Raw genomic sequence first — 25,835 nt, forward strand, 5'->3', positions numbered from 1 at the left:
CACGGGGGCGCAGAGCCCGCTCAGCCGTCGGCGGGCGTGCCGGCGTCACCCTCCGCGAGCACGATCCGGGCCAGGTGGACCCTCGAATGGACCGCCAGCTTGCGGAAGATCGACGCCAGGTGCGTGTTGACGGTGTGCGGGGAGACGAGGAGGGCGGCGGCGGCCGACCGGTTGGTGTGACCCGCGGCGATCAGCCGGGCCACCTTGCGCTCCGAGGCCGTCAGCGTGTCCCAGCCCCGACCGTGGCGCGGCCGGTGGCTCGCGGCGCGCGGGCCGGAGCGGGCCGTGGCCTGTTCCAGGTCGGCCCGGACCAGGGCGACCTCGGCGTCGGCCCCCGCCGCCGCGTAGGTGTCGTACGCGCTGGTGAGGGCGGGCACCGCGGCGGCACGGGCGGTGCCGAGCAGGGCGCGTCCGAGGTCGGCGGAGGCCGCGGCGTGGTGCAGCGGCCGGGGGCCGGCGCCGAGGACGCGGACCGCGTGTTCCAGGAGCCCGTGGTCGGCGTGCAGGAGGCCGGCGGCGTGGGCGGCCGATCCTGTCGCGGTCGGCACGGCGGGGTTGCGGTCGGCGTGCGCGGCGGCCTGGGCGGCGAGGTCCTCGGCCAGCGGCCGGTCCCCGGCGCGCAGGGCGATCCGCACGGCCTGGACGACATGGGGGCGCAGCAGTCGCCAGCGCAGGAACGGGTGGTCCCGCTGGGCGGACCGGAGCCGTTCGGCCGCCGCCCCGTGCCGGCCGTCGGCGTCGGCGACGACCGCCTCGAGGTACTGGTGGGTGGCGTGGTTGCCGGTGTTGGGGCGCTCGGCCACGGCCGCCCGGACGACGTCGAGGTGGTCCCGCGCGGCGTCGCGGTCGCCGCGCAGCAGTGCCAGCAGACCGCGGTTGACCCGGATGTTGACCAGGTTGCCCGGCACGTGGCCGTCCGCTTCGAGGCGGGCGGCGGTGACGAGGTCGGCCTCCGCGTCGTCGAGCCGCCCGAGGCCGAGGTGCAGGGTCGCCTGGGCCCAGATCAGCATGGCGGGGCGCAGCGGATCGTCGCCCGCCGTCCGGAGCAGCTGCCGCACGGTGTCGAAGTCGTCGGCGTGGATCCGCGCGACGACCTCCTCCGGCAGGAAGGCCGTGTCGAACACGCTGAGCGCCGTGTGGTGTTCGACGGCGGCGGCGCAGTCGCCCGCGTTGAGGGCGATCTCGCCGAGCCCCCACAGCGCGAGGACGCGGGCCTCCCGGTCGCCGGCCCGCTCCGCCTCGGCGAGCGCCCGCTCGCCCGTCGCGCGGGCGGCCGCGAGGTCCCGTCCGCGGGACCGGGCCAGGGCCTGCCGCGCGGTCAGCCGGGCGCGGATCGCCGGGTCGGCGACGGCCGCCAGGGCCGCCGTCGAGCGGCGGGCCAGCTCCTGGACGTCGTCGAGGTGCCACAGGGTGTCGCCGAGTACGGACTGCAGCCGGGCGAAGACGTCCAGCGGCGGCCGACGGGCGAGCAGCCCGTCACCGGTCTCCCGCGCCTGCGCGTACCGGCCGGCGCGGGTGAGCGCGACGACGGCCCGCTCGCCCACGTCGAACAGGTCGGGCGCGTGCGACGGTACGAGTTCCAGGGCGCGCACGGCCAGGTCGGCGGCGAGGCCGGGCAGCACGGCGCCGACGTCCGCGGCGGCCGTGCCGAGCAGTTCGATCGCCTCCTGGTCGCCGGGGCTGGCGCTCTTCAGGAGGTGCGGGACCGCGTCGACGGAGCTCCGGCCGGCCGCGACGAGCCGGCTCGCGGCCTCCCGGTGCAGTGCGCGGCGTACGGAGGGGGCGAGGTCGGCGTACACCGCCTGGCGGACCAGGTCATGGCGGAACACCAGGCGTTCGCCGTCGTCGTGGAGGAGCCCGGCGGCGATCGCCTCGTCGAGCTCGGCGCTCAGTGCGGAGGCGGGCCGGCCGCACAGGGCGGCGGCGTCGGCGAGCGCGAAGGCGCGGCCGAGGACCGAGCCGATCCGCAGGAAGTGGAGGGTGTCCGGCCGGAGTGCGGCCAGCCGGCCGCGTACGCCGAGGACGAGGCGCCGCGGCGGTTCCGTCCCGTCCGTTCCCGAGGCCGCGAGACCGGTGAGCATCTCGGACGCCAGGAACGGGTTGCCTCCCGCCCCGTCGAGGAGCTCCGTGACGCGCTGCGGCGGATCCCCGCCGAGGACGTCGTGGGCCAGCTCGGCCAGGGCGGGGCCGGACAGCGGTCCCAGGGGGAGGGTCGTCGTGCGCGGCCCCCGCCCGTACAGCTGCGGGTCGTCGCGGCCCGCGAGCAGCCACAGGACCGGGGAGCCGAGCAACCGGGCCGGCATGACGTGCAGGGCGAACCGGCTCAGCGGGTCGGCCCACTGGACGTCGTCGACGGCGATGAGGACGGGCGTGCTCGCCGCGCGTTCCTCGATGAGCTGGGCCAGCCGTTCGACGAGCCAGATGCGCTGGTCGTGGTGGCCGGCGAGGTGGGCGAAGTCCGGCGCGGACAGCAGCGGCGGGTCGCCGCGCAGGAGGCCCGAGGCCAGCGAGGCGAGCGGTGCCAGCTCGTGCAGTGCCTCGGCGCGGCCGTGGCTGACGAGGAAACCGTGGGCCCGGGCGAGCGCGAGGGTCTCGCGCAGCAGGGCGGTCTTCCCGATGCCGGCCTCGCCCAGGAGCAGCGCGATCGCCCCTCCCTCGCCGTCGCGCACCGCCCCGACGAGGGCGCGCAGGCGCTCCAGTTCGGCTTCCCGGCCCCGCAGCCCGGGCCGGCTCAGGCCCGGGCTCCCGGAGCCGTCGCGCCCGACCGGTCCGCCGGGGCTCATCCCTTGACCGATCCGGCGAGCAGCCCCCGGGCGAAGTGCCGCCGGAGGGAGAGGAAGACGAGCAGCGGGACGGCCGCGGCGACGAAGGCGCCCGCGGTCAGCCGCTGCCACTCGTTGCCGTGGCTTCCGGCGAGGCTCGCCAGCCGGACCGTCATCGGCGCGGTCTCGGCCGTGCCACCGGACAGCGTCAGGGCCACGAGCAGGTCGTTCCACACCCAGACGAACTGGATGATCGCGAAGGAGACCAGGGCCGGGCGGGCCAGCGGCAGCACGATCCGCAGCAGCAGCGTCCCGTGCGACGCCCCGTCGACGCGGGCGGCCTCGATCAGGTCCCGGGGCAGTCCGGCCAGGAAGTTGTGCAGGAGGAACACCGCGAACGGCAGCGCGAAGACCGTGTGGGCGAACCAGACGTGCCCGAACCGCGCCGCACCGGTGACGTGCCACGCGGGCAGGAACAGCCAGCCCTGGGAGAACAGCTTCAGGAGGGGCACCAGCGCCATCTGCAACGGGACGACCTGGAGCGCGAACACGCCGACGAGGAGCGCGTCGCGCCCCCTGAAGTCGATCCACGCCAGGGCGTACGCCGCGAAGAAGGCGAGGACGAGCGGGAACAGCACCGACGGCAGGGTGATGACGACGGAGTTCACGAAGTGCTCCGCGAGCCGTCCCGACCCGTTCCCGCCGTCCGACAGCACCTCGCCGTAGTTGTCGAGCGTGAGGCGCGGGGAGCCGAACACGGTCCACCAGCCGGTCGTCTTGACGTCCTCCTCGGGGCGGAACGAGGAGAGCAGCAGACCGAGGGTGGGGGTCGTCCAGAGGACGCCGATCACCACGGCGACCACCGAGGAGGTGCGGGAGGCCAGCCGCTCCCGGACACCGTTCACCCCGCCCTCCGTCGCGCCCGCACCTGGAGGGCGACGAAGGGGGTGACGAGGACGAAGAGGAGCACGGCGAGAGCCGCGCCGCGGCCCGTCTCGCCGTAGCGGAAGGCCTGGTCGTACATCTCGTGGGCGAGGACGGCCGTGTCGAACTGTCCGCCGGTCATGGTCCTGACGATGTCGAAGGCCTTGAAGGTGCCGACCGCCTGGGCGAGGAGCACGACGAGCAGCGTGGGTCTGATCGCCGGGAGGGTGATCCGCAGGAAGACCTGCCGGGGGGACGCGCCGTCCAGCCGGGCCGCCTCGGTCGTCTCGACGGGCACGGCCCTGATGGCCCCGGCCAGCAGGACGGCCGCGAAGCCGGCCTGGGTCCACACCATCGCCACGATGAGGAGCAGGACGTTCCAGGGGGACTCCACGAGCCACTGCTCCGGTTCGCCGCCGAACGCGACGACGAGCCGGTTCAGCAGCCCGGTCTGGGCGGCCTCCGCGGGGCGGTAGGCGTAGACGAACTTCCAGACGACACCGGCGCCGACGGAGGAGACCGCCATCGGGAGCAGGAGGAGGGAGAGCGCGAACGTCCTGCACCGCGCCCGTACGACGGCGGCCGCGTAGTGGAGACCGACGGCGGTGGCCAGTGCCGGCACGAGCACCACCCAGACCAGGGTGTTGCCCAGGGCGACCAGCGCCCGGGGGTCGGTGAACATCCACACGTAGTTGTCGAGTCCGGCCCACGCCTCTCCCCCGCTGTCGGTGAACGACAGCACCAGGGTGCGGAGCGCGGGCAGGAGCAGCCCGACCGTGAGGAGCAGCAGTGCGGGGGCGAGCAGGAGCAGGGCCGCGGCCCGTCTCCGGGCCGGCCCCCGGTGCAGCGCGAGCAGGATCAGGGCGACCACCGCCCCGAAGGCGACGACGCCCTGCACCAGGTACTGCAGTTTGGGCTGTTGGGCGACGAGATCGAACGACATCAGCGGCTCGGCCAGGACCGTTCGACGGAGGCGGCGACCTGCCGGGTGCTCGCGCCGCCGATCCAGTCGACGGCACCCTTCCAGAAGGTCCCCGCGCCGACCGACGCGGGCATCAGGTCGGAGCCGTCGAACCTGAACCGCGTCCTCGGGTCCTGGAGGAGCCGGATCGCGAGCCGGTCGACCGGTGTGGCGGCGCGGGCCGGGTCCACGCGCTTGTTCGCCGAGACGAACGGGCCCTTCCGCATCCGGGTGTCGGCGAAGTCCGCGGAGGCCAGGTACTCCTGGAAGGCGCGGACCTCGGGCCGGTCGGAGAAGGCCGCGGTGAACACCCCGCCGCCCAGTACGGGACGGCTCGTCGGGTCCGTCCCGGGCAGGAGGAAGGCGTCGACGTCGCCGTCCGGCCCGATCGTCGTGCCGTCCGGCCACTGCTCGGCGTAGAACGAGGCCTGCCGGTGCAGGGCGCAGTCGCCGGAGAGGACCGGCAGGCCGGCCTCCTGGTAGCTGATCGAGGCGATCGACCGGGCCGGGCCGAAGCCGCCGTTGGCGTACCGGTCGTTCTTGAGGACGGAGCCGACGGTGTCCATGGCCTTGATCACCCGCGGATCGTCGAACGGGATCTCGTGGGCGACCCACTGGTCGTAGACCCGCGTCCCCTGCTGGCGCAGCAGGACGTCCTCGATCCAGTCCGTCACGGGCCAGCCGGTCGCCTCGGCGGACTCCAGGCCGGCGCACCAGGGCGTGACGCCGGACGCGGCGATCTGCTCGGTCACGCGCATCAGCTCGGACCAGGTGCGGGGGACGGTCAGCCCCCGGTCGCGGAAGAAGCCGGGCGAGTACCAGACGAGCGACTTCACGTTCGCGACGAGCGGGGTGCCGTAGAGGGTGCCGTCCACGGTCGCGTAGCTGTTCCAGTCCGCCGACCAGCCCTGCTCGGCCAGGGCGGCGACCGCGGGGCTGAGGGGCTTGAGCCGTCCGGCGCGCGCGAAGCGTTCCAGGAGGCTCGGCTGGGGGAAGAACGCCACGTCGGGCGCGCTCCCGCCGTCGACCCGGAGCTGGATCTGGGCCTCGAACTCGCCGTCCCCCTCGTACTGGACGTCGATTCCGGTGCAGGCCGCGAACTCCTCCCAGGACGCTTCGAACAGGTCGGCTTCCCGGTCCCGGTTCGACGCGTAGACGGTGACGCGGGTGCCGGGGTGCTCGCCGTAGCGGGCGTACGGTCCGCAGTCCACGGTGGTGTGCGACCGCGAACCGCCCTGCTGCGGGGTGCCGCAGGCGGTGACCGTGACGACGAGGATGATGACGGCGAGAGCGAGCCTCGCGCCGAACCTCATGGGTGTGCTTCCTCCGATCGCCCGCCGCAGGATCTCGGGGGGCGCTGAGAAGCTATCAGCGCTCGAACAACATCGACTAATCGTTCGATCTCGAACGATCGGGTCAGTGGGCGGTGGCCCTGACCGCCTCCTTGATCAGCTCCGTCACGGCCTCCGGCCGGGCGAGCATGACCAGGTGGGAGGAGTCGACCTCGACGGTGGTCATGCCGGCGCGCCGGTAGCCGAAGCGCTCCACGTCGGGGTTGATCGTGCGGTCGGAGGAGGCCACCAGCCCCCATGAGGGCCTGGTCCGCCACGCCGCGACCGGTGCCGGCTCCGTGAAGGCACGGGCGGCCAGGGGACGCTGGGAGACGGCGAGCACCGCGGCGAGACCGGGGTCGACGTCCGCCGCGAACAGCTCGGGGAACCGGTCGACCGCCACCGACACGTCGGTGCCGGTCTCGTTCCCGGTCCCGGTCCCGGTCCCGGCCACCGGGAAGGGGGTGTACACGAGCGCGTCGGCGAGGCCGGAGTCGGGGAAGCGGCCCTGCAGCTCGCCCAGGCTCTCGCCCTCCTCCAGCGCGTATCCCGCGAGGTAGACGAGGGCCCGGACGTTGTCCTCGGCGCCGGCGAGGGTGATGACGGCGCCGCCGTAGGAGTGCCCGACCAGGATCACGGGACCTTCGACGGCGCGGACCACGGAGGCGATGTAGGCGGCGTCGTCGACGAGACCGCGGTTGGGCACCGCCGGGGCCAGCACCTCCATTCCGGCGGCGGTCAGTTCGGGTATGACGCGGGCGAAGCCGGACGCGTCGGCGAAGGCGCCGTGGACCAGGACGACGGTGGGGCGGGCGTGTCGGGGCATGGAGGAACTCCTCTGGGGACGGGGCGGGACGGGTCGGAGAAGGACAGGGATAGGGCTCGGGACAGGGCTCGGGACAGGGGCAGGGGAGATCAGAGCGTGCGGCGCACGCCCGCCTGGCGTTCCAGGTTGCGGAGTTGGACGCCGAGGTCGCCCTCGACGGCGAGGTGCGCCGGGCCGCTGCGGCCGATGGGCAGGACCTGCTCGCTGCGCATGTCCTCCAGCATCAGGGCGAAGGCCGTGTACATCGCGACGAGCGCCACGACGAGCCCGAGCGCGCCGGACGTGCGCGTCAGCCACTCGGCTCCGGTGATGCCGCCGAGGCCCGTGGCGGCCCAGCGGGGCAGGGAGACCGCCAGCACGCACCACAGCGCGCGCTTGGGCCGGGTCACCGCGGTCATCAGCGCCCCGAAGCACAGGAGCGCCAGGTTGAGGACGCCGAGGACCCGAAGCCCGTCGGCCGCGCCGGTGAGCATGATGAGCGCGTACGGCAGCCAGCTGCCGGCGAACACCGCCATGAGCGTCGCCGCGATCACGTCACGGGCTCCGAAGGCCAGGACGCTCACCAGGAGTTGCAGGACGAAGGCCGGCAGCACGGTGAGGGCCACGGCGCCGCGGGCCGCCTCGTCGAAGAGGCCGAGCTGGAGGCAGCCCGTCATCACGGAGGCGATGGCGATGGTGAAGAAGCCGAGCGGCATGGGTGAGGCGATGGGACGCAGGTTGATCCGGGTCATCGACCGGAGGTCCGGTTCGAAGCGGCGTCCCTGGGGAGCGTCGGGCGGGGTGGCCTGGGCGTCGTCGTCGCCGGCCGAAGAAGCCGCGGTCATCGGAGGGTTCTCTCTTTCCATGCTCGGACGGACTCAGTGCTCGAAGCAGGGGTCGACGAAGGACGGTGCCGTCTCGGGTACGGCACCGCGCGCCACGCGCCACCGGCGGTGCTGCTCGGACTCGGCGGCGGCCTCGGCGACGAGCGACGCCTGGCGGGCGCCCGCCCCTGCCGTCTGGTAGCCGCCGAAGTGGGCCACGGGGCTCCACTCGGGGCTCACCGGCGGGACGGCCTCGTCGAGGCCCTCGTACTCCGCGGTCGCGTAGACGATGCGGCCGCCGACGACGGTGAACACGGACTCGATGTCGGGGATGGCCTCCTCGGGCACGGTGAGGTAGTCGTCGGAGAGGATCGCCAGGTCGCCGTAGCAGCCCTCGCGCAGCGTTCCCTTGACGTCCTGCTCGCCGGTGAGTCGCGCTCCGCCCCGGGTGTAGAGGCCGAGGGCGGTCTCCCGGTCGACCGGGTTCCCGGCCGGGTGGAGGGCGGTGCCGCCGACGGTGCGTCCGGTCACCAGCCAGTGGAGCGCGACCCACGGGTTGTACGAGGAGACGCGCGTCGCGTCCGTGCCGGCGGCGACGGTGAGGCCCCGGTCGAGCATGGCGCGGACCGGCGGGGTGTGGGCGGCGGCCCCGGCGCCGTACCGGTCGAGGAAGACGGTGCCCTGGAAGGACATGCGGTTCTGGACCGACAGGGCGCCGCCGAGGGCCGCGATCCGGTCGAGGCTGGCGGCGGAGACGGTCTCCGCGTGGTCGAAGAGCCAGCGGTTGCCGCCGGGGAACAGGCCCTCCGCCGCCAGCTTCTCGAAGACCGCCAGGTCGCGGCGGATCGTCTCGTCGTACGTCGCGTGGAGCCTAAAGCCCCAGCCGTTCTCCAGCAGGAGCCGGACGGCGCTCTCGAACTCGGTCTCGTACCCCGCGGCGAGCCCGGGCCGGGGCTCGGAGAAGTTCTCGAAGTCGGCGGCGGCCCACGTCAGGTTCTCGCCCGCGCCGTTCAGCCGGAGCCACTCGTCACCGTCGCCGGGCCTGACCGTCTCGGTCCAGCGCCTGAGGTCGGCGAGCTCCTGCCCGGCCGTCTGCGGGAAGAGGTGGTAGGCGATCCGCAGGGTCAGCTCCCCCGCGCGGGCGAGGTCCGCGACGGTCGCGTAGTCGTCGGGGAAGTTCTGGAAGCCGCCGGCGGCGTCGACCGCGGACGTCAGTCCGAAGCGGTTCAGCTCCCGCAGGAAGTGGCGCGTCGACGTCCGCTTGTCGGCGTCGTCGAGGGCGGGCGCCTTGGCCAGGGTCGAGTACAGGACGAGCGCGCCGGGCGCCGCCAGGAGCACGCCGTTGGGTTCGCCGTCCCGGCCACGGACGATCTGCCCGCCACGCGGATCGGGGGTGTCGCGGGTGAAGCCGGCCGCCCGGACCGCGGCCCGGTTCATCAGCGCCGACTGGTACAGGTGCAGGACGAAGACCGGGGTGTCGGGGGCGGCGGCGTTCAGCTCGGCGACGGTGGGCATCCGGCGCTCGGCGAACTGTTCGGCGGTCCAGCCGCCGACGACCCGGATCCACTGCCCCTTGGGGGTGCGGCCGGCCTGCTCGCGGAGCATGGCCAGTGCCTGGCGCAGGCTGCGCACCCCGTCCCAGCGCAGCTCCAGGACGTAGTTCAGGCCGCCGCGGATGACGTGCAGGTGCGAGTCGTTGAGTCCGGGGATCACCCGGCGGCCGAGGGCGTCGACGACCTTCGTGCCCGGGCCCACCAGGTGGGCGAGGTCGTGGTCGTCGCCGAGGGCCGCGACCCGGCCGTCGCGGATCGCGACGGCCCGGGCAGCCGGGCGGGCGGGGTCGCCGGTGAACACCTTGGCGTTGCGGACGAGGAGGTCGGCGTGCCCGTGCTCCCGACGCGGGGCGGGGACGAGGCCCGCCACCGGCATGCCGGTCGACGGCCCGGTCATGCGAGGGCCTTGCGCAGGACGTCGGTGGCGACACCGATGGCGAGCTCCGCGCCGCGCGTCTCCCGCAGCGCGTTCAGCATGACGAAGTCGTGGATGACGCCCTGCACGCGCAGCGCGGTGACCGGGACGCCGGCGGCGCGGAGCCGGTCCGCGTAGGCCTCGCCCTCGTCGCGCAGGACGTCGGCCTCGGCGGTGACGACCAGGGCGGGCGGCAGGCCGGTGAGCTGTTCGAGCGAGGCGCGCAGCGGAGAGGCGGTGATCTGGGCGCGCTCGGCCTCCTCGGTCGTGTACTGGTCCCAGAACCACTTCATGGCGTCGCGGCGCAGGAAGTAGCCCTCGGCGAACCGGTGGTAGGAGTCGGTGTCGAAGGCGGCGTCGGTGACCGGGTAGAACAGCACCTGCTGGACGAGGGCGACGTCGCCGCGCTGCTTGGCCATGAGGGTGAGGGCGGCGGTCATGTTGCCGCCGACGGAGTCGCCCGCGACGGCGATCCGGCTGCCGTCGAGGTCCTTGTGGTGCCCCTCGCGGGCGATCCACTGGGCGACGCCGTAGTTCTGCTCGACGGCGACGGGGTAGCGCGCCTCGGGCGACAGGTCGTACTCGGGGAACACCACGGCGGCCCGGGCGCCGACGGCGAGTTCGCGGACGAGCCGGTCGTGGGTGTGGGCGTTGCCGAAGACCCAGCCGGCGCCGTGGATGTAGAGGATGACGGGGAGGGCGCCGGTGGCGCCGCGGGGGCGGACGATCCGGGTGCGGACGTCGCCGGTCGGGCCGCCGTGGACGGTGATCCACTCCTCGTCGACCTCGGGCAGCGGGACGCCGTCGCCGGACTGCACGTCGTCCACGGCCTTGCGGCCGTCGGCGACGGGGATCTGGTAGAGGTACGGCGGCCGGGCGGTGGCGTCGGCGAACGCCTGGGCGGCGGGTTCGAGGACGGGCCGGTGGTTCATGAGGGGTTCTCCTTGGGGATGGTCGGGCTGTACGCGGCGGGACGGAGGGAGCGGATCGGGCCGGCAGGCGGGCGGGGCATCGGGCTCAGAGGCCGTACGCCTCCAGCAGCCGGAGCCAGACCTCGCTCACGGTCGGGAAGGCGGGCACGGCGTGCCGCAGGCGTTCCAGCGGGACCTCGCCGACGATGACGACGGTGGCCGTGTGGATGAGTTCGGTCGCCAGGGGGCCGGTGAGCGTGCAGCCGACGACGAGGCCCCGGGACTCGTCGACGACCAGCTTGGCGAGGCCCCGGAAGTCGTCGGCGTGGAGCGCGGCCCCGGCGACGTCGTCGACGCGGTACTCCACCACGCGTACGGCGAGCCCCGCCGCGCGCGCCGCGCGTTCGGTGAGACCGACGGACGCGACCTCGGGGTGGGTGAAGACGGCCTGCGGGACGGCGACCCGGTCGGCTTCCGCGCTCCACGCCTGCCGGCCGCCGGTGGTGGCCGGGCGGCCCGCGGCGCGCTCGGCGATCGCCGCCGCACAGGCGCGGGCCTGGTACTTGGCCATGTGGGTCAGCGGAGCGCGCTGGTTCACGTCGCCGACGGCGTAGAGCCAGTCGCCCTCGACGGTGGTGACCCGGCAGGTGTCGTCGACCGGCAGCCGGCCGCCCGCCGGCAGCCCGACGGAGTCCAGGCCGAGGTCCGCGGTGCGCGGCCGCCGGCCGACGGCGGCGAGGAGCTCGTCGCAGTGGAGGACGGCGCCGTCGTCGGTGTCGACGGTCACGGTGCGGGTGGCCGCGTCGCGGGCGACGCGCAGGGCCGAGACCCCGAAGCGGATCGTGACCCCCAGGGCGCCGAGCCCCCGGGCGACCTCTTCTCCGGCGCACGGCTCCCAGCCGGTCAGCAGGGCCCGGTCGCGGACGAGCATCGTGACGGAGGAGCCGAGCGAGCGCCATGCCGTGGCCATCTCGCAGGCCACCGCTCCCCCTCCGATGACGACGAGCCGGTCGGGCACCGCGTCGGCGGTGGTGGCCTGGCGGCTGGTCCACACGCCGATGCCGTCGATGCCCTCGACCGGCGGCAGGGCGGCTTGCGTGCCGGTGCACACCACGACCGCGTACCGGGCGAGGAGGGTACGCAGGGTGCCATCGGCCCCGGTCACCTCCACCCGGCGCTCACCGGCGAGCCGTCCGTGGCCCCGGACGAGCGCGATGCCCGCGCCGTCGAGCCAGTCGGCCTGGCCGGTGTCGTCGCCGCGCCCGGTGAAGCGGTCACGGCGGGCCAGGGCGTGCGCCGGGTCGACGGGTGCGGTGACCGCCTGCCGGGCCCCGTCGACGGCGCGGGCCGCGGCCAGGGCGGCCCCGGGCCGCAGCAGGGCCTTGCTCGGGACGCACGCGCGGTAGGAGCACTCGCCGCCGACGGCCTCGGCCTCGACGACGACGGCGGTCAGCCCCGACCGGACGGCGCGGTCGGCGACGACCTCGCCACCCGGCCCGCCGCCGACCACGACGACGTCGTACGTGTCCATCAGCCGTGCACCAGCGGGGTGTCGACGAGGTGCTCGGCGAGGAACCACACCTGCGCCTCGCCGGTGCGGATCACCTCGGAGACGAGCAGGTCGGCGCTGCCCTCGTCGCCCTCGTGGGAGAGCCGGGCGGCGGCGTCGCGGGCGTCGATCAGGATCCGCTCGTGCGCGTCGAGGAGCCGCGACAGCATGACGGGGACCGGCTCGACGCCGTCGGGCGGGCGGGGGACCGAGGTCAGCTCGGCGACGTGGCGCGGGTCCCCGACGGCGACGCCGCCGAGACTCTGGACCCGCTCCGCGAGCGCGTCCACGATGCCGAGTTGGGCTTCGGCGTGCTTGTCGAGCATCAGGTGGAGCGAGTAGAAGGTCGCCCCGCGCATGAGCCAGTGGTGCTTCTTGTAGAGCGAGTAGAGGATCTGCGTGTCGGCGAGGACGCGGTTCAGGCGCTGACAGCCGTACATGCGGGTGTCGTGGCCGAGGCCGATCGGCAGCTGCTTGAGCGTGCCGAACGCCTGGGTCTCGGCGCCCTTCTGGTGCAGCAGCGGCTGGCCGCCGCCGTGCGTGGCGGCCGTGACGGTGGTGTCCATCGATGACTTCCTGTCGGAGGGGGAAGGAGGGAGGGCCCGGCCGCCCGGTCGGGGGTACGCGGGCGGCCGGACCCGGTCGGTGCGGCTCGTGCTCAGCGCCCCGGTGCGGCGGGGCGGTGCAGGACGAGCCGGGTGAGGAGTCCGCTGCCGAGCCCGGCCGCGAGCGCGAGGGGCGCCCACCCGAGCGGGTACGGCGTGAGGCCGAGGGCCGCGTCGAGGGACCAGGCGCCGGGGCCGGTGGCGGCCAGGGCGGCGGCGGTGCCGATGAGGACGAGCGGGTACTCGTACCCGTCGTTCTGCACCCAGAGCCCGTGGGGCCGTTTCACGGTGAGGGCCACCGTCATGACGCCGATGACGCCGGTCGCGGCGAGCGGGGTCAGGAGGCCCGCGGCGAGCAGCAGGCCGGAGCCGATCTGGCCGCCGCCCGCCGCCAGGGCGGTGAGGGCACCGCCGCGGAAGCCGTCGGCGCGGAACTCCTCGGTGCCGCCTTCGAGTCCCCTGCCGCCCAGGTGCGAGCTGATCTTCTGCACACCGTGGCCGGCGACGAGCAGTCCCACCAGCAGACGCAGGATCAGAATGCCGGTGTCCACCGGGGTCAGCCGGCCGCGTGCGCGCCGATGACGCTCTGCGCGTAGACGACGCCCAGGCCGTACGCGCCGGCGTGGGCCTTGACGATCTCCATGACGGCGCCGTACGTCTCCTGGCGGGCCCAGTCGCGCTGCAGCTCCAGGAGGACCTGGACCCAGGTGACGGGGACCGCGCCGGCGGCGAGCATGCGCTGCAGCGCGTGCTCGTGTGCGGCCGGGGTGACGCCGCCGGAGGCGTCGGTCACGACGTACACCTCGTACCCCTGCTCCAGAGCGGAGAGGGCGGGCAGCACGAGGCAGACCTCGGTCCACAGGCCCGCGAGGACGATCTTCTTGCGGCCGGTCGCCTTGACCGCCGCGACGAGCGCCTCGTCCTCCCAGGCGTTCATGCTGGTGCGGTCGATGATCTCGTTCTTCGGGAACACCTCGGCGAGCTGCGGCAGCAGGGGGCCGGAGAACGACTCGGCGGCGACCGTGGTCAGGACGGCCGGCACGTCGAAGGCGCGGGCCGCCTTGGCGAGGCCCACGGTGCTGTTGATGATCGCCGTACGGTCGCCGCTGCCGGTACCGAAGAACATCTGCGGCTGGTGGTCGACGAAGAGCATGACGGCGTTGTCGGGGGTGAGCAGGTCCGCGCTGGGGGCGGCCTGCACCGTGTCGAGGTCGAGCATGAGGGGTCCTTTGTCGAGGCGATCACTGTCGTGCCCGCCGCCTCGGCGGCCCGGCACCCCTCGAAGCTACGAGCGGCCGGGCCGGGCGGTTTGACCTCCCGCGCCCAGCAGTTGGCACGACAGCGCACAGCCGCCCCGGGCCGTCATCCGGTCAGCCCGCCGACGCCGCGTCCGCGCGGTGGAGCGGGCGTCGGGCGTAGGTGAAGAGGTGTTCCTCGGGGGCCGCGCGGTCGTCGTCCGGGGCGAAGACCGTCACCTCGTCGTGGAGCACGTCGAGGCCGCAGTCCTCCCGCTGGAGGCGCAGGTACTCCTCGGGCGCGAAGCTGGAGACCCGGACGGTCCGCTCCATCCAGACGATCTCGACGTCCTCCACGTCCGCGGGAACGGTCGCCGTCACCAGGAAGCCGCCCGGGGCCAGCCAGCCGGCCATGCGCTTCAGGGCGGCGGCCGCCTCGGCCCGGCTCATCATCAGCAGCGGGAAGAACGCGCACACGGCGTCGAAGCCGCCCTCCGGTGCCTCGAAGGCACGCACGTCGCACTGCTCGAACCGGGCCCCCGGCACCTGGGAGCGCGCGAGCCCGACCATCTCGCCGGACACGTCGATGCCGGTCACCTCACAGCCGGCCCGCACCAGGAGGTCCGCCACCGGGCGTCCGGTGCCGCTGCCGACGTCGAGGACCCTGGCCCCCGTGCCCAGCCGTGCGGTGAGCCACTCGACCGCCCGCAGCTGGGCCGGCAGCCGGACGAAGGCCCGCTCGTAGGCGATCCCCAGCCCGTCGAACAGCTCCGCCGCCGACACCGGCCGCCCCCGCCGCGTACCGTCGTGGTCCATTCCGTGCCCCTTCCGTCGTGGGGTGCGTCCATGGGGTGCGCACCACGAGCGGGCCTACCCGCCACGAGCCCCACCTCAACGCGGGCGGCGTGCGGGCGCCGGGGCACGGGCTCCCGTCCGGATGGGATGATCCTGGTCCCGCCCGACGAGGAAGACGAAGGTGCGATGAAGCTGAACGTGGGCCAGCGGGTCCGGCTGGCGACGGAGCTGGTGCTGAACGGGTCGGTGGCCCCGGCGGACCGGGAGACCCCCGAGGAGCCCGGCCTCGGCGGCGCCTCGCTGGCCCTGGCGGCGGGCACCGAGGGCACCGTCGAACGCGTCGACGCGCACGACAAGGAGCAGAGCCACGAGGTCGCCGAGTACCTGCGCCTGAAGTCGCTGCTGGACTCCTTCGGGCACCAGATGCCACCGGCCAGCAGGTCCCAGCTCGACGACCAGGTCGCCGCCCTGGAACCCGCGTGGACCGCCTACCGACGGCAGCGCCTGCGCGTCACGGTCCGCGTCCGCCTCGACAACGGGTTCGTCCTGGACGACGCGCCCGAGGAGTTCTTCGCTTCCTAAGGCGTGGGGCGGGGCGGACCCGCGGGCCGCCCCGTCACGAGCGGTCGTGCCGGAAGGAGTCCATGACGCCCTCGGCGCGGCGTCGGACGCTCTGCGCCTTCTCGCGGATCTTGGCTCTCGCCTGGTCCGTCCTGCCTTCGGCCTCCAGGCGCTCATGACCGGTGATCTTCCCGGTGAGCTCCTTGAGCCTGCCCTTGGCCTTGTCCACGGCGCCACTCATGACAGCGGTCCCTCCGGTGGGTCGACTCCCACCCTCCACGGTAGGCGGGGGCGCCCCCGGGTGCTCGTCGGCGGCCGTCGGGGCCTGGAGGGTGTTCCGCCGGGCCCCGCCGCGCCGTGTCAGGCCCTGCGGGCGTGGAGGGTGTGGGCGCCCAGGGCGAGCGGGGTGTGCCCGACGAGGGCGAGTCCGCAGTCCTCGAACAGGCGGGCGTAGTGGTCGGCGGTGCGCTCGCGGCCGCCGGTGTTGCACATCATGTGGAGGTCCCACGCCGTGGCGAGCGAGGAGCCGCCGTCGGCCGGCAGGAGGCGTTCGATCACGAGGAGGTCCGCGTCCCGCGGCATGGCCTCGGCGCAGGCGCGCAGGATGTCGCGGCAGCGGGCGTCGTCCCAGTCGTGCAGGACGCGGGAGAGGACGTACACGTCGCCCTCCGGGGGCACGTCCGCGAAGTCGCCCGCGCGATAGGCGCACCGCTCCCCCGCCTCGGTGGCGCCGAGCTGGGTGCGGGCCGCCGCGAGGACCTGGGGGCGCTCCAGGAGGACGCCGCGCAGGGTGGGGTGCGCGGTGAGGATGCGGCCGAGGAGCTCCCCGGTGCCGCCCGCGATGTCGACGACGGTGCGGGGACGGCCGGGGGCGGCCGCCGCGGTGGCGAGGACGGGGTGGGCGGGCAGCGGATCGAAGAGGGGGGCGCTCGACACCATGGACCGGTCGAAGAGGGCGGCGAGTTCGGGGTCGGCCGCGAAGTGGTCGAAGTGGTTCTCGCCGTAGAAGTGGTCGAAGGCGGGTTCGCCGCTGCGCACCGTGTGGGTCAGGTGGGCGAAGGACTGGTAGAAGGGCCCGCCGTACATCAGCGCCAGGGGCCGCATCGATCCCGGGGCCTCGGCCGCCAGCAGGGCGCCGACGCCGGTGAGGCGGAATCCGTCCGGGCCCTCGGCGACCACGCCCAGCATGGCGAGGTACCGCAGCAGCGTCGCCAGGCTCTCCGGGTGGGCGTCGACGGCGCGGGCCAGCTCCGGGACACCGGCCCCGGTGCGGCGGTGCATGGCCTCCGGCAGCCGCAGCCGCGCGCACGCCGCGAGGGCCTGGGTGGTCCAGGCGCCCGTCAGCATCCGCAGGAGCGCCTCCGCCGCCTCCGGATCACCGGACGGCCGCGCGGACCCCTCGGTGAGGGGGCGGCCGAGGTGCTCGGCCAGTACGTCACGGTGGTCGCCCCGCGCGTACAGCTCCACGCGGCGGTACTCCGTCCTCGTGTCGGCGGGGGCCGTGAAGTAGAACACGGTGCCGTCCTCGTGCGGGTTGTAGCCGCCGCCGTCGGCGACCGCGCCATGCCGTGCGAAGCCGGCGAGCAGCCCGCGCAGCACCAGCGGGTCGGGCCGTTCGACGTCGAAGGCGAGGTGCGCCTCGCGGTCCGGACGGCGCTCGTCGGCGGCGATCCCGTGCAGCCCGGAGCCCGGTGCCACGGTCAGCGCGAACACCTCGACCGCGCGGCGCTCGCCCGCCGGGCCGTGGACCGTCGGCCGGAGAATCCTTACGTCGAGATCCGCGGCGTTGCGGTGGTGGCGCGCGGCGAGGCGGTCCCGGACGACGACGCTGGGCTGCGCCGACACGTCCGCGGCCAGCCCGCACGCGCTCAACTGCGCCCGCAGGGTGCCCTCGTCGGGCGGGAAGACGAGCACGGCGGCGTGCGCGAAGGCGCACCGCTCCGTCAACGCCCGCAGTTCGGGACCGTGGAGGCCGGGGAGCACGCGGGAGAGGAGGACGCCGGTGTCCTGTTCCCGCACGAACGCGGCCGTGGCGCCGAGCCTGTCGGCGTCGTCGACGGTGTTCGTCGCGTTCGCGGCGTTCACTGCGTTCACTGCGTTCGCAGTCATCGTGGGTGGGTGCGTGGCGGCGGTCATGGGCGGGTGCGCGGGCATGGTGAGGGGAAGCCTGGAGTGCATTGCCTGTCCGTGTCTGGAAACCCGGGCTGGCCCCGGGGAGGGAGGAAAGGGCGGACCGATAAAGGGAGGTGAGGGTCTGTCAGATCCCCACGTAGTTCTCGGCGAACCAGTCCTGCTGGGTCGGCGAGTCGCGCAGCGCCCTGATCCGGGACCGGCGCAGACGCGCCTCGAAGGGCGAGGCGCCCTCGGGGCCCGGGGGCTCGTGCAGGAGGCCGATCATCCAGTGCGAGAACTCCTGCGCACGCCAGATGTGCGCCAGACACCGGTCCGAGTAGCCGTCGAGCGCCGCCCGGTCGCCCCGGCGCAGGGCGGCGGCCAGGGCCTGGCCCAGGATCTCGGCCTCCAGCACCGCGAGGTTGGCGCCCTTGGCGGCCGACGGGCTGATCAGCGCGGCCGCGTCGCCCACCAGGAACAGCGCACCGTGGCGCAGGGGTTCGAGGACGTCGGAGGCGAGGTCGACGACGGAGCGTCGGACGAGGCGGCCGCGCACCAGGGGGCCGTACTCGGGCGCGCGCATGCGCACGTCGAGTTCGTCCCAGACGCGTTCGTCGCTCCAGGCGTCGGCCCGGGCGTCCCGCGGGCACTGCAGGTAGTAACGGGTGATCTCGGCCGATCGGGCCATGTGTCCGGCATAGCCGCGCGGGTGGAGGGCGTAGCCCACGGCGTCCAGGCTCGGGGGCGCCTCGGCGAGCAGGCCCAGCCAGGACACTCCGTGGTCGCGGTGGTAGCGGCGGACCGCGCCGGTCGGGACCGATCGCCGCCCGGCGCCGTGCCGCCCGTCGCAGGCGGCGACGTACCGGGCCCGCCAGCGTCCGGTGCGCCCGTCGGCCTCCCGTACGGTCACCGAGGGCGTCGGACCGTCGGCACCGGACACGGCGACCGCCTCGGTGTCGAAGCGGATCCGCCCTCCGGCGTCGAGGAACCGCGCCAACAGGTCGGCGACCAGCTCGTGTTGGGGGTAGACGGTGTGCGGATCGCCGCTGCCGAGCCGTCCGTAGTCGAGGCGGAAGCGGCCGTCGTCGGTGCGGAACTCGCAGACGCCGTGCTCCTGTCCGTTCCGGCGCAGCCCTTCGTCCAGGCCGTTGCGGGCGAGGATCCGCACGGTGTTCGCGGCGAGGAAGCCCGCCCGCGCCCGGTTCTGCACGTCGTCGCGGCCGGACCGTTCCAGGACGGCGCAGTCGATGCCGGCGCGGAGGAGGAGGTTTCCCAGGACGAGCCCGGCGGGGCCGGCTCCGAGGATCACCACGTCGGCCGAGTCGTGGGCGGACCGGGCGTACGGACTGTCTGTCACAACGAGGGATCTTAGGCACCCGGAAGTACCAAGATCGTCAGGATTCACCTGAATGCCCCACAGCATGATAAAAGGATTCTTCCGGACCGGCGAGGACGCCGGGGGCTGGGGGGTGATTCCGGGACCGGTGCGGTGACCGCCGGCGTCGCCGTCACCGCCAACTCCGCGCCGCGGCACGAGGAGCGGCGCCAGGAGATACGCAAGGTCGTCTACCTGCTCGGCGACAGCATGGGCCGTACCCATGTCACCGCCGCCCGCGAGCGCTGCTACGGCGCGACGGGCAAGCTGAACAAGGAGCGGCTGCCGAACTACGGCGCCGTCGCCACGTACGCCGTGGAGAAGGACAGCGACCGGCCGGCGCTGGTGACCGAGGGCGAGAAGGGCGGCCGGCACGAACGGCGGGCGGCGGGCGCGGGCATCGACTTCTCGGTCTGCGCGAGGGACCTGGGCGGGACGCCCGCGGCCGCGGTGCTCTCCGTGCCGGTCCTCGTCAACGAATGGCCTCAGGGACTCCTCGACCTGCCGGTTCGCACAGCCGTGCAACCGTCGGACGACGTGCGTCGTCCTTTCGTTCGGGCTCGGACGAATGAGGCACGCACATGGCGCGGAGCGGACGACTTCCGAAGACGGCACTGGCGCTGCTGGTCCTCGTGACCGCGGGGCTGGGCTGGGGCTACCTCAAGGTGAGCGGCGACATCGTCACCTTCGGCGCGGACGGGCTCTCCGACAACCGGCCCCCCGCGTCCCCCTGGGGACAGAACGTGCTGGTCATCGGTTCGGACGCGCGCACCGGCGGCAACGACGAGCTGGGCGGCGGGGACGAGCACGACATCGGCCGCTCCGACACGGCCTTCCTCCTCCACGTGTACGCGGACCACCAGCACGCCGTCGTCGTGTCCTTCCCCCGCGACACCCTCGTGGACATCCCGCCCTGCCGGCTCCCCGACGGCACCTGGACCCGGCCGCGCGGGGGCGGGATGTTCAACTCCGCGTTCGCCGTGGGCCAGACCGCCGAGGGAAACCCGGCCTGCACGCAGAACACCGTCGAGCGGCTGACCGGGCTGCGCGTCGACCACACCGTCGTCGTCGACTTCAAGGGCTTCGCCGCGCTGACCGAGGCCGTCGACGGGGTACGGGTGTGCCTGCCCGCCGACGTGTACCAGCGGGACCTCGACCCGCACCGCACGACGCGGGGCGAGCGGATCTTCGCCAAGGGCGAGCAGACCGTCTCCGGACAGAAGGCGCTGGACTACGTGCGGCTGCGCCACGGGATCGGCGACGGCTCCGACATAGGCCGCATCAAGCGTCAGCAGGCCTTCCTGGCCGCCCTGCTCAAGAAGGTCAGGAGCGACGGGCTCACCCCGACCAGGCTGCTGCCGCTCGCGAACGCGGCGACCCGTTCCCTGACCGTGGACCCGGGCCTCGGCTCCGCCGACAAGCTGGTCTCGTTCGCGATGTCGTTGAAGGACATCGACCTCCACGACACGAAGTTCGTCACGCTCCCCTGGCGCTACCAGGGGGAACGGGTCGCGATCGTCCACCCCGACGCGGACGCCCTCTGGGCTGCCCTGCGGGCCGACCGCCCCCTCGACGGCCCCCACACCGGCCCCACGCCCACGGGCGGAGGGTCCCGCACCCCCGCCACACCCGGCGCCGGATCCGACGAGCACACCCGGTCCGCCGACGACGCCCCCTGCTCCGACCTCTCGTACGGATGAGCCCGCCGACCGTCACGCCGCCCCGGTCACCGCTTCGGGGTCGTCGACGAAGGAGACCCAGGCACTCCGCCCCGGACCGGGGGCTGTCCCCACCCCGCTCCGGCCTGCTGCCCGGATGGGACGGGCGATCACGTGCGGGCAGGCTGAAGGCGTCGGACACGACCGGGGCCTCCCCGGCGCGTCGGACACGTCGGACCCAGTCGGACCCAGTCGGACCCAGTCGGACCCAGTCGGACCCACCGGACGCATCCGCGAGCAGAAGGACCCTCCTTGTTCAGCCTGAAGCCCCCGCACCGCCGTACCACCCGCATCGCCGTCGCCGGTGCCCTCGCCGTCGCGACCTGCGCCACCCTCATGGCCGGGAACGCCGCTGCGATCGTCAACGGCAAGGACTCCAGCCAGAGTTACCCGTTCATGGCCAGCATTCCCGAGTCCGCCCCGAAGCACGGGCTCCACGAGGGCAACTGCGGGGCCACGCTCATCGACCCCCAGTGGGTGCTGACGGCCGCCCACTGTCTGCGGGGGGACGGGCTGGAGCTGGAGGGCATCGTCAGGATCGGCAGCGACCACCGGAAGTCCGGCGGCACCGTCCGGAAGATCGACCGCACGGTCATCCACCCCGGCTACGTCCCCGGCGAAGGCACCACCTTCAACCGCGACGACATCGCGCTGGTCCGGCTCGACCGCCCGGTCACCGAGCGGCCCGTACGGATCGCACGGCAGGCGGGGAAGCCCGGGACCCCGACGCGGATCATGGGCTTCGGCACCACCGTCGACACCGAATTCGCCTTCCCGGACCGGCTCCAGGAGCTGGACACCCGCCGGGGCGCCCTGTCCGAGTGCGCCCCGGGCTACGCGGACCGCACCCGGCTGTGCACGATCAGCCGCGTGCCGGAGGCCATGGCGTGCTTCGGGGACTCCGGCGGGCCGCAGGTGCAGAAGGGCCGGGACGGGCGCTGGGAACTCATCGGCGTCACCTCCGGACCCGGGGCTCCCGGGGTGCCGTGCTCGGCAGGGCCGGGCCTGTACACCAGCGCGCCCGCCTACGCGCCGTGGATCCGGCGGACCCTCATGAGCGACCGTGCTCCTCACGCTGCCCCCACGGAGTCCCGTACGCGTTGAGCAGGTCGAGGAAGGGCCGCGGCGGCAGGGCCTCGGGCCCGAGGACGCCGCTGCCCTTCCAGGCGCCGGTCGCGAGGAGTTCCAGGGCGATGACGGGGTTGACGGCCGTCTGCCAGACCACGGCCTGCGAGCCGTACTCGCGCATCGACCACTCGTTGTCGACGACGTGGTACAGGTACACCTCGCGGGCGGCACCGTCCTTCGTGCCCTTGACCCAGGTGCCGGCGCAGGTCTTGCCCTTCATGCGGTCGCCCAGCGTGGCGGGGTCGGGCAGGCAGGCCGCGACGACGTCGCGCGGCGAGACCCGGACCGGTCCGTCGGGGCCGGGCACGGTGACCCCGGCCGTGGCGTCGAGACCCAGCTCGTGCAGGGTCTTCAGCTTGGCGATGAAGTCGTCGCCGAGCCCGTACTTGAAGGTGACGCGCCGCGCGTCCACCCAGCGCGGGATCAGGAGCACCTCCTCGTGCTCGACGTTCACGCACTCGACCGGGCCGATGCCCTCGGGGAAGTCGAAGACCTCGGGCTCGCTGAACGGCGCCGTGGTGAACCAGCCGCGGTCCTTCTCGTACACGACGGGCGGGTTGAGGCACTCCTCGATGGTGGTCCAGATGCTGAACGAGGGCGCGAAGTCGTACCCCTCGACGGTGAGGTTCGCGCCGTCGCGGACGCCGATCTCCTCGATCTCGTCGAAGAGCTCGTCGGCGGCGTACCGGGCGAAGACGTCCGAGAGCCCCGGCTCGACCCCCATGCCGACGAGCGCGAGACGGCCCGCCCGCTCCCACTCCCCGGCCCGGGCGAACTGCTCGTCGCCCAGCTTCACCCCGCACTCCTCGTGCGGGGCGGTCGCGTGCGGCACGGACAGCGACATGGCCATGTCCAGGTAGTGGGCGCCCGCGGCGAGGGCCGCGCGGAAGAGCGGCATCACGAACCGCGGGTCCGTCGCGTTGAGCAGCACGTCACAGCGCTCCTCGACGAGGAGGCGCCGCACCGCGGCCTCGTCGGAGGCGTCCAGGCGGCGGGCGCTGAAACGGTCCGCCCGGTCCGTCTGCGCGGCGACGGCCGCCTCGGCTCGGGCCAGGTCGTAGTCGGCGACCACCATGTGGGCCAGGAAGTCCCGGCGGGCCGCGATCCGGGTGACGGCGGTTCCGACGCCGCCCGCACCCACGAGAAGTACGCGCATGTCACACACCTGTTCCTTCAACGCCCCCGGCGGGTGTCGCCGGGGAACGCCCCGATGGAACACGAGGCCCACTGTTAAAGTCTACGGCGTTGGCATAAGGGACTCCGGGGAGAGGCAGGGGGTGGCGCGGTGCCCAAGAAGGTGGTCCCCGAGGCGGAACGCCGCCGCCGGCGCCCGACGCGACAGGGCACGGTCCTGTCGGAGGAGCTGATCGTCGCGACCGCGCTGCGGATGCTCCGCGAGCACGGCGCCGCCGGGCTGACCGCGCGCCGTCTGGGCAGCGCCCTCGGCGCGGACCCGAGCACGCTCTACCGCTACTTCTCCGGCCTGGACGACCTGACCCGGGCCATCGGCGAGGCCCTCATGGGGCACGCCCTGGACAGCTGGACACCCACCGGTGCGTGGCGTCCCGACCTGCGCGCCCTGGGCCTGGCCATCCACGCCTCCTACCTGGCCCACCCGCAGGCCGCCCTGCTCACGGCCAGCCGTGTCACCGGCCGCCCGCGCGAGATCGCGTTGGACGAGACGGTCCTCGGCATCCTGCGCGAGGCGGGCTTCGGCGACGCGGACGCGGTCGGCCTCTACCACGCCTTCATCGACCTGGCCCTGGCGTTCGCCGCCCTGGACGCGGGCGCGCTGACCATCAAGGACGAGGCCAGAGCGGCGGACGAGGACATGTGGTCCTCCACGTACGCCCGCCTCCCCGCCGCCACCCACCCCCACATCGCCGCCACGGCCCACCTCCTGGCGGACCGGATGAACGACAGCGCCTACCCGGTCCTCCTGGACACCCTCCTGGAGCGCGCGGAGGCGCGATGGGACGGGGTGCGAGGGGTGGGGGCAGGCGGAGGGTGACGGTCCGGGAGGCAGACGGTCCGGCTCCCTACGGAGCGGGATGCCGGAGCCGTTGGGACATGACGAGCCTGACGTTCCCCAGACGTGACTCGACGTTCCGGTGCGCGGCCTTGGGCGCGAGGCGCCCGCCGCGCTCCGGGCGCCCGGGCCGCGCGTTCGGTGTCTTCCGTGTCCCACCGCACCACGAAGGGGACTTGATCTTCGAGCTGCGTCAACTGCGCCTCCTCGCAGCCCCTTTCGGGATCCCCGGTCACGCGATCAGCGCCGAGGTTGGCGCATCCGGGCTGCCACACCCCCGGCGGCGCCCGGCCTTCGGGTCAGTCGGGCATGTTGGTGCCGGTCGCCCAGACCGACACCCACTGGCTCGCGTCCTCGCCGGGGGCGTGGCCCTTGTAGAGGACCACGTTGCCGTCGCGCTGGACGCGGAGCCAGACGTACTCGCCGGCGTGCTCCGGGCCGGTGCCGGTGGACCATACGGCCTGGTCGGCGGCGTCGTACACGACGAAGTTGCCGTCGGGCTGCATGACGGCGGCGCCGGCGCTGCGTCCGTTGGTGCCGGTGGACCAGACCGCCTCGACGATGTCGTCGCCGACGGATCCGTCGGAGAGCCTGCCCTCCTGGAGGTCGCCGCTCATGGTGCCCTCGATCAGCTCGTCGAGGATGATGCCGAAGTCGGGCGCCCCTCCGCCCACATCGGGGGCGCCGTACGAGGTGATGCGGTACAGCACCAGGTTGCCGTCGTTCTGGTAGGCCAGGGTGTGCGTGACGTGCTTGTACGCCAGTCCCGCGCTGAGGGTCATCAGCTCGGACGAGATGCGCCGGCCGGGGGCCAGCCCCATCCCGGAGTTCATGTGGTCCCACGTGCTGGGCACGGGCTCGTAGTCGGCCATGTGTCCTTCTCCGTCCTGGCGGGCCCGGTCCGTCCGGCCGCCGTCGACGGGGATGCTGCCGCGCCCCGGTAGACAAGCGGTCAACGCGGGGGCGCCGCCCGGTCGGACGCGCTGCGCAGGACGCAGAACTCGTTGCCCTCGGGGTCGGCGAGGACCGCCCAGCCGGTGCCGTCGGGCTTGCGGTGGTCGCCGACGAAGGTGGCGCCGAGGCCCAGCAGCCACTCCACCTCGTGGTCGCGCGTGGTCTCCGGGCGCAGGCAGAGGTGGATCCGGTTCTTCGTCGTCTTGGGCTCGGGCACCTGGTTGAAGTAGAGGACCGGCCCGTCCCCCAGCGTCACCTGCGTCTCCCGGTCGCCGGGGCGGGCGTCCGGATCCAGCGGGCAGCCGGTCACCGTGCTCCAGAAGCGGGCCAGCCCATAGGCGTCCGCGCAGTCGATCGCCACGTTCTGCACTATCGAAACCATGCGGGCCAGCCTCCCCGACAGCGCCGCCGGACGCCACCTGGGGGTACGGGCAAGGGTCCCTCCCCCGGCTCGGGGAGGGGCTCTTCGGCCCGTGGTGCTTCGCCATGGCCCTGGCCGCCCTCGGCGCGGAGGTCGGCGGGCCACCGGGCGGGGCTTCAGAGCGCGAGCTCTCCCGCGGAGTCCAGCAGCCGTTCCGCCCGGTACGGCGAGGTGTCCAGTTTGGCGAGGACGCCGATGCTGGCGATGTTGGGGAGGATCAGCTGGTAGAGGCGGGCGATCTCCTCGGAGAGCTCGCGGTCCTCCGGGAGTGCCTCGGTGACCAGTTGGACGCCCGTCCAGGCGCCGACGGCAAGGCGGGCGATCTCGGCGGGGACGGCGTGCGGGAGGAGTTCGCCGCGTGCCTTGGCCTCGACGAGGAGGTCCTGGCCCAGGTCGATCCAGTCCGGCCAGCGGGTGCCGAAGAGGGTGCGGGCCTTGGGGTCGACGGAGAGCTGGACGGCGGCGCGGAGCATCGGCTCGCGGGGCAGCCGGTGGGCGAGGAGGAGGCCCAGGTCGACCCATTCCTGGAGCTTGTACGTCTGCGGAAGGATTCCCTCCCGGGTGACGGCGCGCGCGAGCACGCCGTGGGCCATCGATTCCTTGGTGGGGAAGTGGAAGTACAGGGCGCCCCTGGTGAGGCCGGTGCGCTCGACGAGAGCGGCGATGGTGGCGGCCTCGTAGCCGACTTCGATGAAGAGGCTCGCCATGGATTCGAGGATGGACTCACGCGTGCGGATCGCCCGCTCCTGCCGCGCCACTCGGCCGCCCCCCTCGGAGTCTCCGCTGACAAAGGCTCGGTATGTTATCAAGCGTTCGCACAGTATTCGTACGTGCCCGTGGAGGGACGCGGAGCCGGCGGCGGGGGTT

At 73.9% G+C, this 25,835-nt stretch carries 24 protein-coding genes and 1 pseudogene; 5 read left to right on the top strand and 20 right to left on the bottom strand.

The window, feature by feature from the left end:
* Nucleotides 1-20 precede the first annotated feature (20 nt).
* From OG309_RS04560 to OG309_RS04620, 13 genes are all read right to left on the bottom strand, one after another.
* On the bottom strand, nt 21-2,783 hold the full coding sequence (locus OG309_RS04560; protein ID WP_329418420.1) for an ATP-binding protein: 2,763 nt from the start codon (nt 2,781-2,783) through the stop codon (nt 21-23).
* Nucleotides 2,780-3,667, bottom strand: coding sequence for a carbohydrate ABC transporter permease (locus tag OG309_RS04565; protein WP_329418421.1), 888 nt, complete (start codon nt 3,665-3,667; stop codon nt 2,780-2,782). The genes OG309_RS04560 and OG309_RS04565 overlap by 4 nt, the downstream gene beginning before the upstream one ends.
* Complete coding sequence (locus OG309_RS04570; RefSeq protein ID WP_329418422.1) at nt 3,664-4,629, bottom strand: carbohydrate ABC transporter permease; 966 nt, start codon at nt 4,627-4,629, stop codon at nt 3,664-3,666. The genes OG309_RS04565 and OG309_RS04570 overlap by 4 nt, the downstream gene beginning before the upstream one ends.
* Nucleotides 4,629-5,960 (bottom strand): ABC transporter substrate-binding protein, encoded by a 1,332-nt coding sequence (locus tag OG309_RS04575; protein WP_329418423.1) that lies wholly within the window; start codon nt 5,958-5,960, stop codon nt 4,629-4,631. The genes OG309_RS04570 and OG309_RS04575 overlap by 1 nt, the downstream gene beginning before the upstream one ends.
* Before the next feature lie 103 nt (nt 5,961-6,063).
* The gene (locus OG309_RS04580) at nt 6,064-6,804 is read right to left on the bottom strand and encodes an alpha/beta hydrolase (protein WP_329418424.1); all 741 of its coding nucleotides are present in this window, start codon (nt 6,802-6,804) and stop codon (nt 6,064-6,066) included.
* 89 nt (nt 6,805-6,893) lie between these two features.
* The gene (locus OG309_RS04585) at nt 6,894-7,628 is read right to left on the bottom strand and encodes a GPR1/FUN34/YaaH family transporter (RefSeq protein WP_329418425.1); all 735 of its coding nucleotides are present in this window, start codon (nt 7,626-7,628) and stop codon (nt 6,894-6,896) included.
* A gap of 33 nt (nt 7,629-7,661) precedes the next feature.
* The gene (locus OG309_RS04590) at nt 7,662-9,557 is read right to left on the bottom strand and encodes an amidohydrolase (RefSeq protein ID WP_443067538.1); all 1,896 of its coding nucleotides are present in this window, start codon (nt 9,555-9,557) and stop codon (nt 7,662-7,664) included.
* A complete protein-coding gene (locus OG309_RS04595) occupies nt 9,554-10,507 on the bottom strand; it encodes an alpha/beta hydrolase (protein ID WP_329418426.1) in 954 nt (317 codons plus the stop codon). Before OG309_RS04595 ends, OG309_RS04590 begins: the two co-directional genes overlap by 4 nt.
* 85 nt (nt 10,508-10,592) lie before the next feature.
* Nucleotides 10,593-12,017 (bottom strand): dihydrolipoyl dehydrogenase family protein, encoded by a 1,425-nt coding sequence (locus OG309_RS04600; RefSeq protein ID WP_329418427.1) that lies wholly within the window; start codon nt 12,015-12,017, stop codon nt 10,593-10,595.
* Nucleotides 12,017-12,601 carry a Dps family protein gene (locus OG309_RS04605; protein ID WP_329418428.1) on the bottom strand — a complete coding sequence of 195 codons (585 nt, stop codon included), beginning with the start codon at nt 12,599-12,601 and terminating at the stop codon, nt 12,017-12,019. Before OG309_RS04605 ends, OG309_RS04600 begins: the two co-directional genes overlap by 1 nt.
* Before the next feature lie 92 nt (nt 12,602-12,693).
* Nucleotides 12,694-13,191: a DoxX family membrane protein gene (locus tag OG309_RS04610; protein WP_329418429.1), complete on the bottom strand. Its 498-nt coding sequence runs from the start codon at nt 13,189-13,191 to the stop codon at nt 12,694-12,696.
* A gap of 5 nt (nt 13,192-13,196) precedes the next feature.
* Nucleotides 13,197-13,859 carry a hydrolase gene (locus tag OG309_RS04615; protein WP_329418430.1) on the bottom strand — a complete coding sequence of 221 codons (663 nt, stop codon included), beginning with the start codon at nt 13,857-13,859 and terminating at the stop codon, nt 13,197-13,199.
* 151 nt (nt 13,860-14,010) lie between these two features.
* Entirely contained in the window at nt 14,011-14,691 is a 681-nt protein-coding gene (locus OG309_RS04620; protein ID WP_329418431.1) for a class I SAM-dependent methyltransferase, read from the bottom strand.
* A gap of 165 nt (nt 14,692-14,856) precedes the next feature.
* Between OG309_RS04620 and OG309_RS04625 the strand changes: the two genes are divergently transcribed.
* Complete coding sequence (locus OG309_RS04625; protein ID WP_329418432.1) at nt 14,857-15,252, top strand: hypothetical protein; 396 nt, start codon at nt 14,857-14,859, stop codon at nt 15,250-15,252.
* Between the two features lie 34 nt (nt 15,253-15,286).
* Here the strand turns inward: OG309_RS04625 and OG309_RS04630 are convergent, their stop codons facing one another.
* The 3 genes from OG309_RS04630 to OG309_RS04640 form a co-directional block, all read right to left on the bottom strand.
* Entirely contained in the window at nt 15,287-15,472 is a 186-nt protein-coding gene (locus OG309_RS04630; RefSeq protein ID WP_329418433.1) for a CsbD family protein, read from the bottom strand.
* 119 nt (nt 15,473-15,591) lie between these two features.
* Nucleotides 15,592-17,340: a methyltransferase gene (locus OG309_RS04635; protein WP_329418434.1), complete on the bottom strand. Its 1,749-nt coding sequence runs from the start codon at nt 17,338-17,340 to the stop codon at nt 15,592-15,594.
* Nucleotides 17,341-17,488: 148 nt separating this feature from the next.
* A complete protein-coding gene (locus OG309_RS04640) occupies nt 17,489-18,700 on the bottom strand; it encodes a 4-hydroxybenzoate 3-monooxygenase (protein ID WP_443067539.1) in 1,212 nt (403 codons plus the stop codon).
* Between the two features lie 132 nt (nt 18,701-18,832).
* On the opposite strand from OG309_RS04640, the gene OG309_RS04645 reads away from it, so the two are divergent.
* From OG309_RS04645 to OG309_RS04655, 3 genes and pseudogenes are all read left to right on the top strand, one after another.
* Entirely contained in the window at nt 18,833-19,354 is a 522-nt protein-coding gene (locus tag OG309_RS04645; protein ID WP_329418435.1) for a hypothetical protein, read from the top strand.
* Nucleotides 19,300-20,302 (top strand): annotated as a pseudogene (locus tag OG309_RS04650) (LCP family protein); the annotation flags it as partial. The gene OG309_RS04645 and the pseudogene OG309_RS04650, both read left to right, overlap by 55 nt.
* Before the next feature lie 386 nt (nt 20,303-20,688).
* Nucleotides 20,689-21,540 (top strand): S1 family peptidase, encoded by an 852-nt coding sequence (locus OG309_RS04655; protein ID WP_329418436.1) that lies wholly within the window; start codon nt 20,689-20,691, stop codon nt 21,538-21,540.
* Here the strand turns inward: OG309_RS04655 and OG309_RS04660 are convergent.
* Nucleotides 21,488-22,720, bottom strand: coding sequence for a saccharopine dehydrogenase family protein (locus OG309_RS04660; protein ID WP_329418437.1), 1,233 nt, complete (start codon nt 22,718-22,720; stop codon nt 21,488-21,490). The genes OG309_RS04655 and OG309_RS04660 overlap by 53 nt on opposite strands.
* Nucleotides 22,721-22,849: 129 nt before the next feature.
* Here OG309_RS04660 and OG309_RS04665 point away from each other — a divergent pair, with 129 nt between their 5' ends.
* Entirely contained in the window at nt 22,850-23,575 is a 726-nt protein-coding gene (locus tag OG309_RS04665) for a TetR/AcrR family transcriptional regulator (RefSeq protein ID WP_329418438.1), read from the top strand.
* A 317-nt stretch (nt 23,576-23,892) separates the two neighbouring features.
* Here OG309_RS04665 and OG309_RS04670 read toward each other — a convergent pair whose 3' ends face one another.
* The 3 genes from OG309_RS04670 to OG309_RS04680 form a co-directional block, all read right to left on the bottom strand.
* Nucleotides 23,893-24,465, bottom strand: a complete 573-nt coding sequence (locus OG309_RS04670; protein WP_329418439.1) for a hypothetical protein — start codon at nt 24,463-24,465, stop codon at nt 23,893-23,895.
* An 80-nt stretch (nt 24,466-24,545) separates the two neighbouring features.
* Nucleotides 24,546-24,929, bottom strand: a complete 384-nt coding sequence (locus OG309_RS04675; protein WP_329418440.1) for a VOC family protein — start codon at nt 24,927-24,929, stop codon at nt 24,546-24,548.
* 155 nt (nt 24,930-25,084) lie between these two features.
* A complete protein-coding gene (locus OG309_RS04680) occupies nt 25,085-25,726 on the bottom strand; it encodes a ScbR family autoregulator-binding transcription factor (RefSeq protein WP_329418441.1) in 642 nt (213 codons plus the stop codon).
* Nucleotides 25,727-25,835 lie beyond the last annotated feature (109 nt).

It is taken from the genome of Streptomyces sp. NBC_01268 (genome assembly GCF_036240795.1).
In the GTDB taxonomy this organism is placed as follows: domain Bacteria; phylum Actinomycetota; class Actinomycetes; order Streptomycetales; family Streptomycetaceae; genus Streptomyces.

Excerpts from the sequence above, each read along its gene's own strand:
- OG309_RS04630 (WP_329418433.1), bottom strand. The coding sequence starts at position 15,472 with ATGAGTGGCGCCGTGGACAAGGCCAAGGGCAGGCTCAAGGAGCTCACC.
- OG309_RS04570 (WP_329418422.1), bottom strand. The coding sequence starts at position 4,629 with ATGTCGTTCGATCTCGTCGCCCAACAGCCCAAACTGCAGTACCTGGTG.
- OG309_RS04670 (WP_329418439.1), bottom strand. The coding sequence starts at position 24,465 with ATGGCCGACTACGAGCCCGTGCCCAGCACGTGGGACCACATGAACTCC.
- OG309_RS04625 (WP_329418432.1), top strand. The coding sequence starts at position 14,857 with ATGAAGCTGAACGTGGGCCAGCGGGTCCGGCTGGCGACGGAGCTGGTG.
- OG309_RS04585 (WP_329418425.1), bottom strand. The coding sequence starts at position 7,628 with ATGACCGCGGCTTCTTCGGCCGGCGACGACGACGCCCAGGCCACCCCG.
- OG309_RS04605 (WP_329418428.1), bottom strand. The coding sequence starts at position 12,601 with ATGGACACCACCGTCACGGCCGCCACGCACGGCGGCGGCCAGCCGCTG.
- OG309_RS04660 (WP_329418437.1), bottom strand. The coding sequence starts at position 22,720 with ATGCGCGTACTTCTCGTGGGTGCGGGCGGCGTCGGAACCGCCGTCACC.
- OG309_RS04595 (WP_329418426.1), bottom strand. The coding sequence starts at position 10,507 with ATGAACCACCGGCCCGTCCTCGAACCCGCCGCCCAGGCGTTCGCCGAC.
- OG309_RS04615 (WP_329418430.1), bottom strand. The coding sequence starts at position 13,859 with ATGCTCGACCTCGACACGGTGCAGGCCGCCCCCAGCGCGGACCTGCTC.
- OG309_RS04635 (WP_329418434.1), bottom strand. The coding sequence starts at position 17,340 with ATGACTGCGAACGCAGTGAACGCAGTGAACGCCGCGAACGCGACGAAC.
- OG309_RS04620 (WP_329418431.1), bottom strand. The coding sequence starts at position 14,691 with ATGGACCACGACGGTACGCGGCGGGGGCGGCCGGTGTCGGCGGCGGAG.
- OG309_RS04560 (WP_329418420.1), bottom strand. The coding sequence starts at position 2,783 with ATGAGCCCCGGCGGACCGGTCGGGCGCGACGGCTCCGGGAGCCCGGGC.
- OG309_RS04675 (WP_329418440.1), bottom strand. The coding sequence starts at position 24,929 with ATGGTTTCGATAGTGCAGAACGTGGCGATCGACTGCGCGGACGCCTAT.
- OG309_RS04580 (WP_329418424.1), bottom strand. The coding sequence starts at position 6,804 with ATGCCCCGACACGCCCGCCCCACCGTCGTCCTGGTCCACGGCGCCTTC.
- OG309_RS04590 (WP_443067538.1), bottom strand. The coding sequence starts at position 9,557 with ATGACCGGGCCGTCGACCGGCATGCCGGTGGCGGGCCTCGTCCCCGCC.
- OG309_RS04575 (WP_329418423.1), bottom strand. The coding sequence starts at position 5,960 with ATGAGGTTCGGCGCGAGGCTCGCTCTCGCCGTCATCATCCTCGTCGTC.
- OG309_RS04600 (WP_329418427.1), bottom strand. The coding sequence starts at position 12,017 with ATGGACACGTACGACGTCGTCGTGGTCGGCGGCGGGCCGGGTGGCGAG.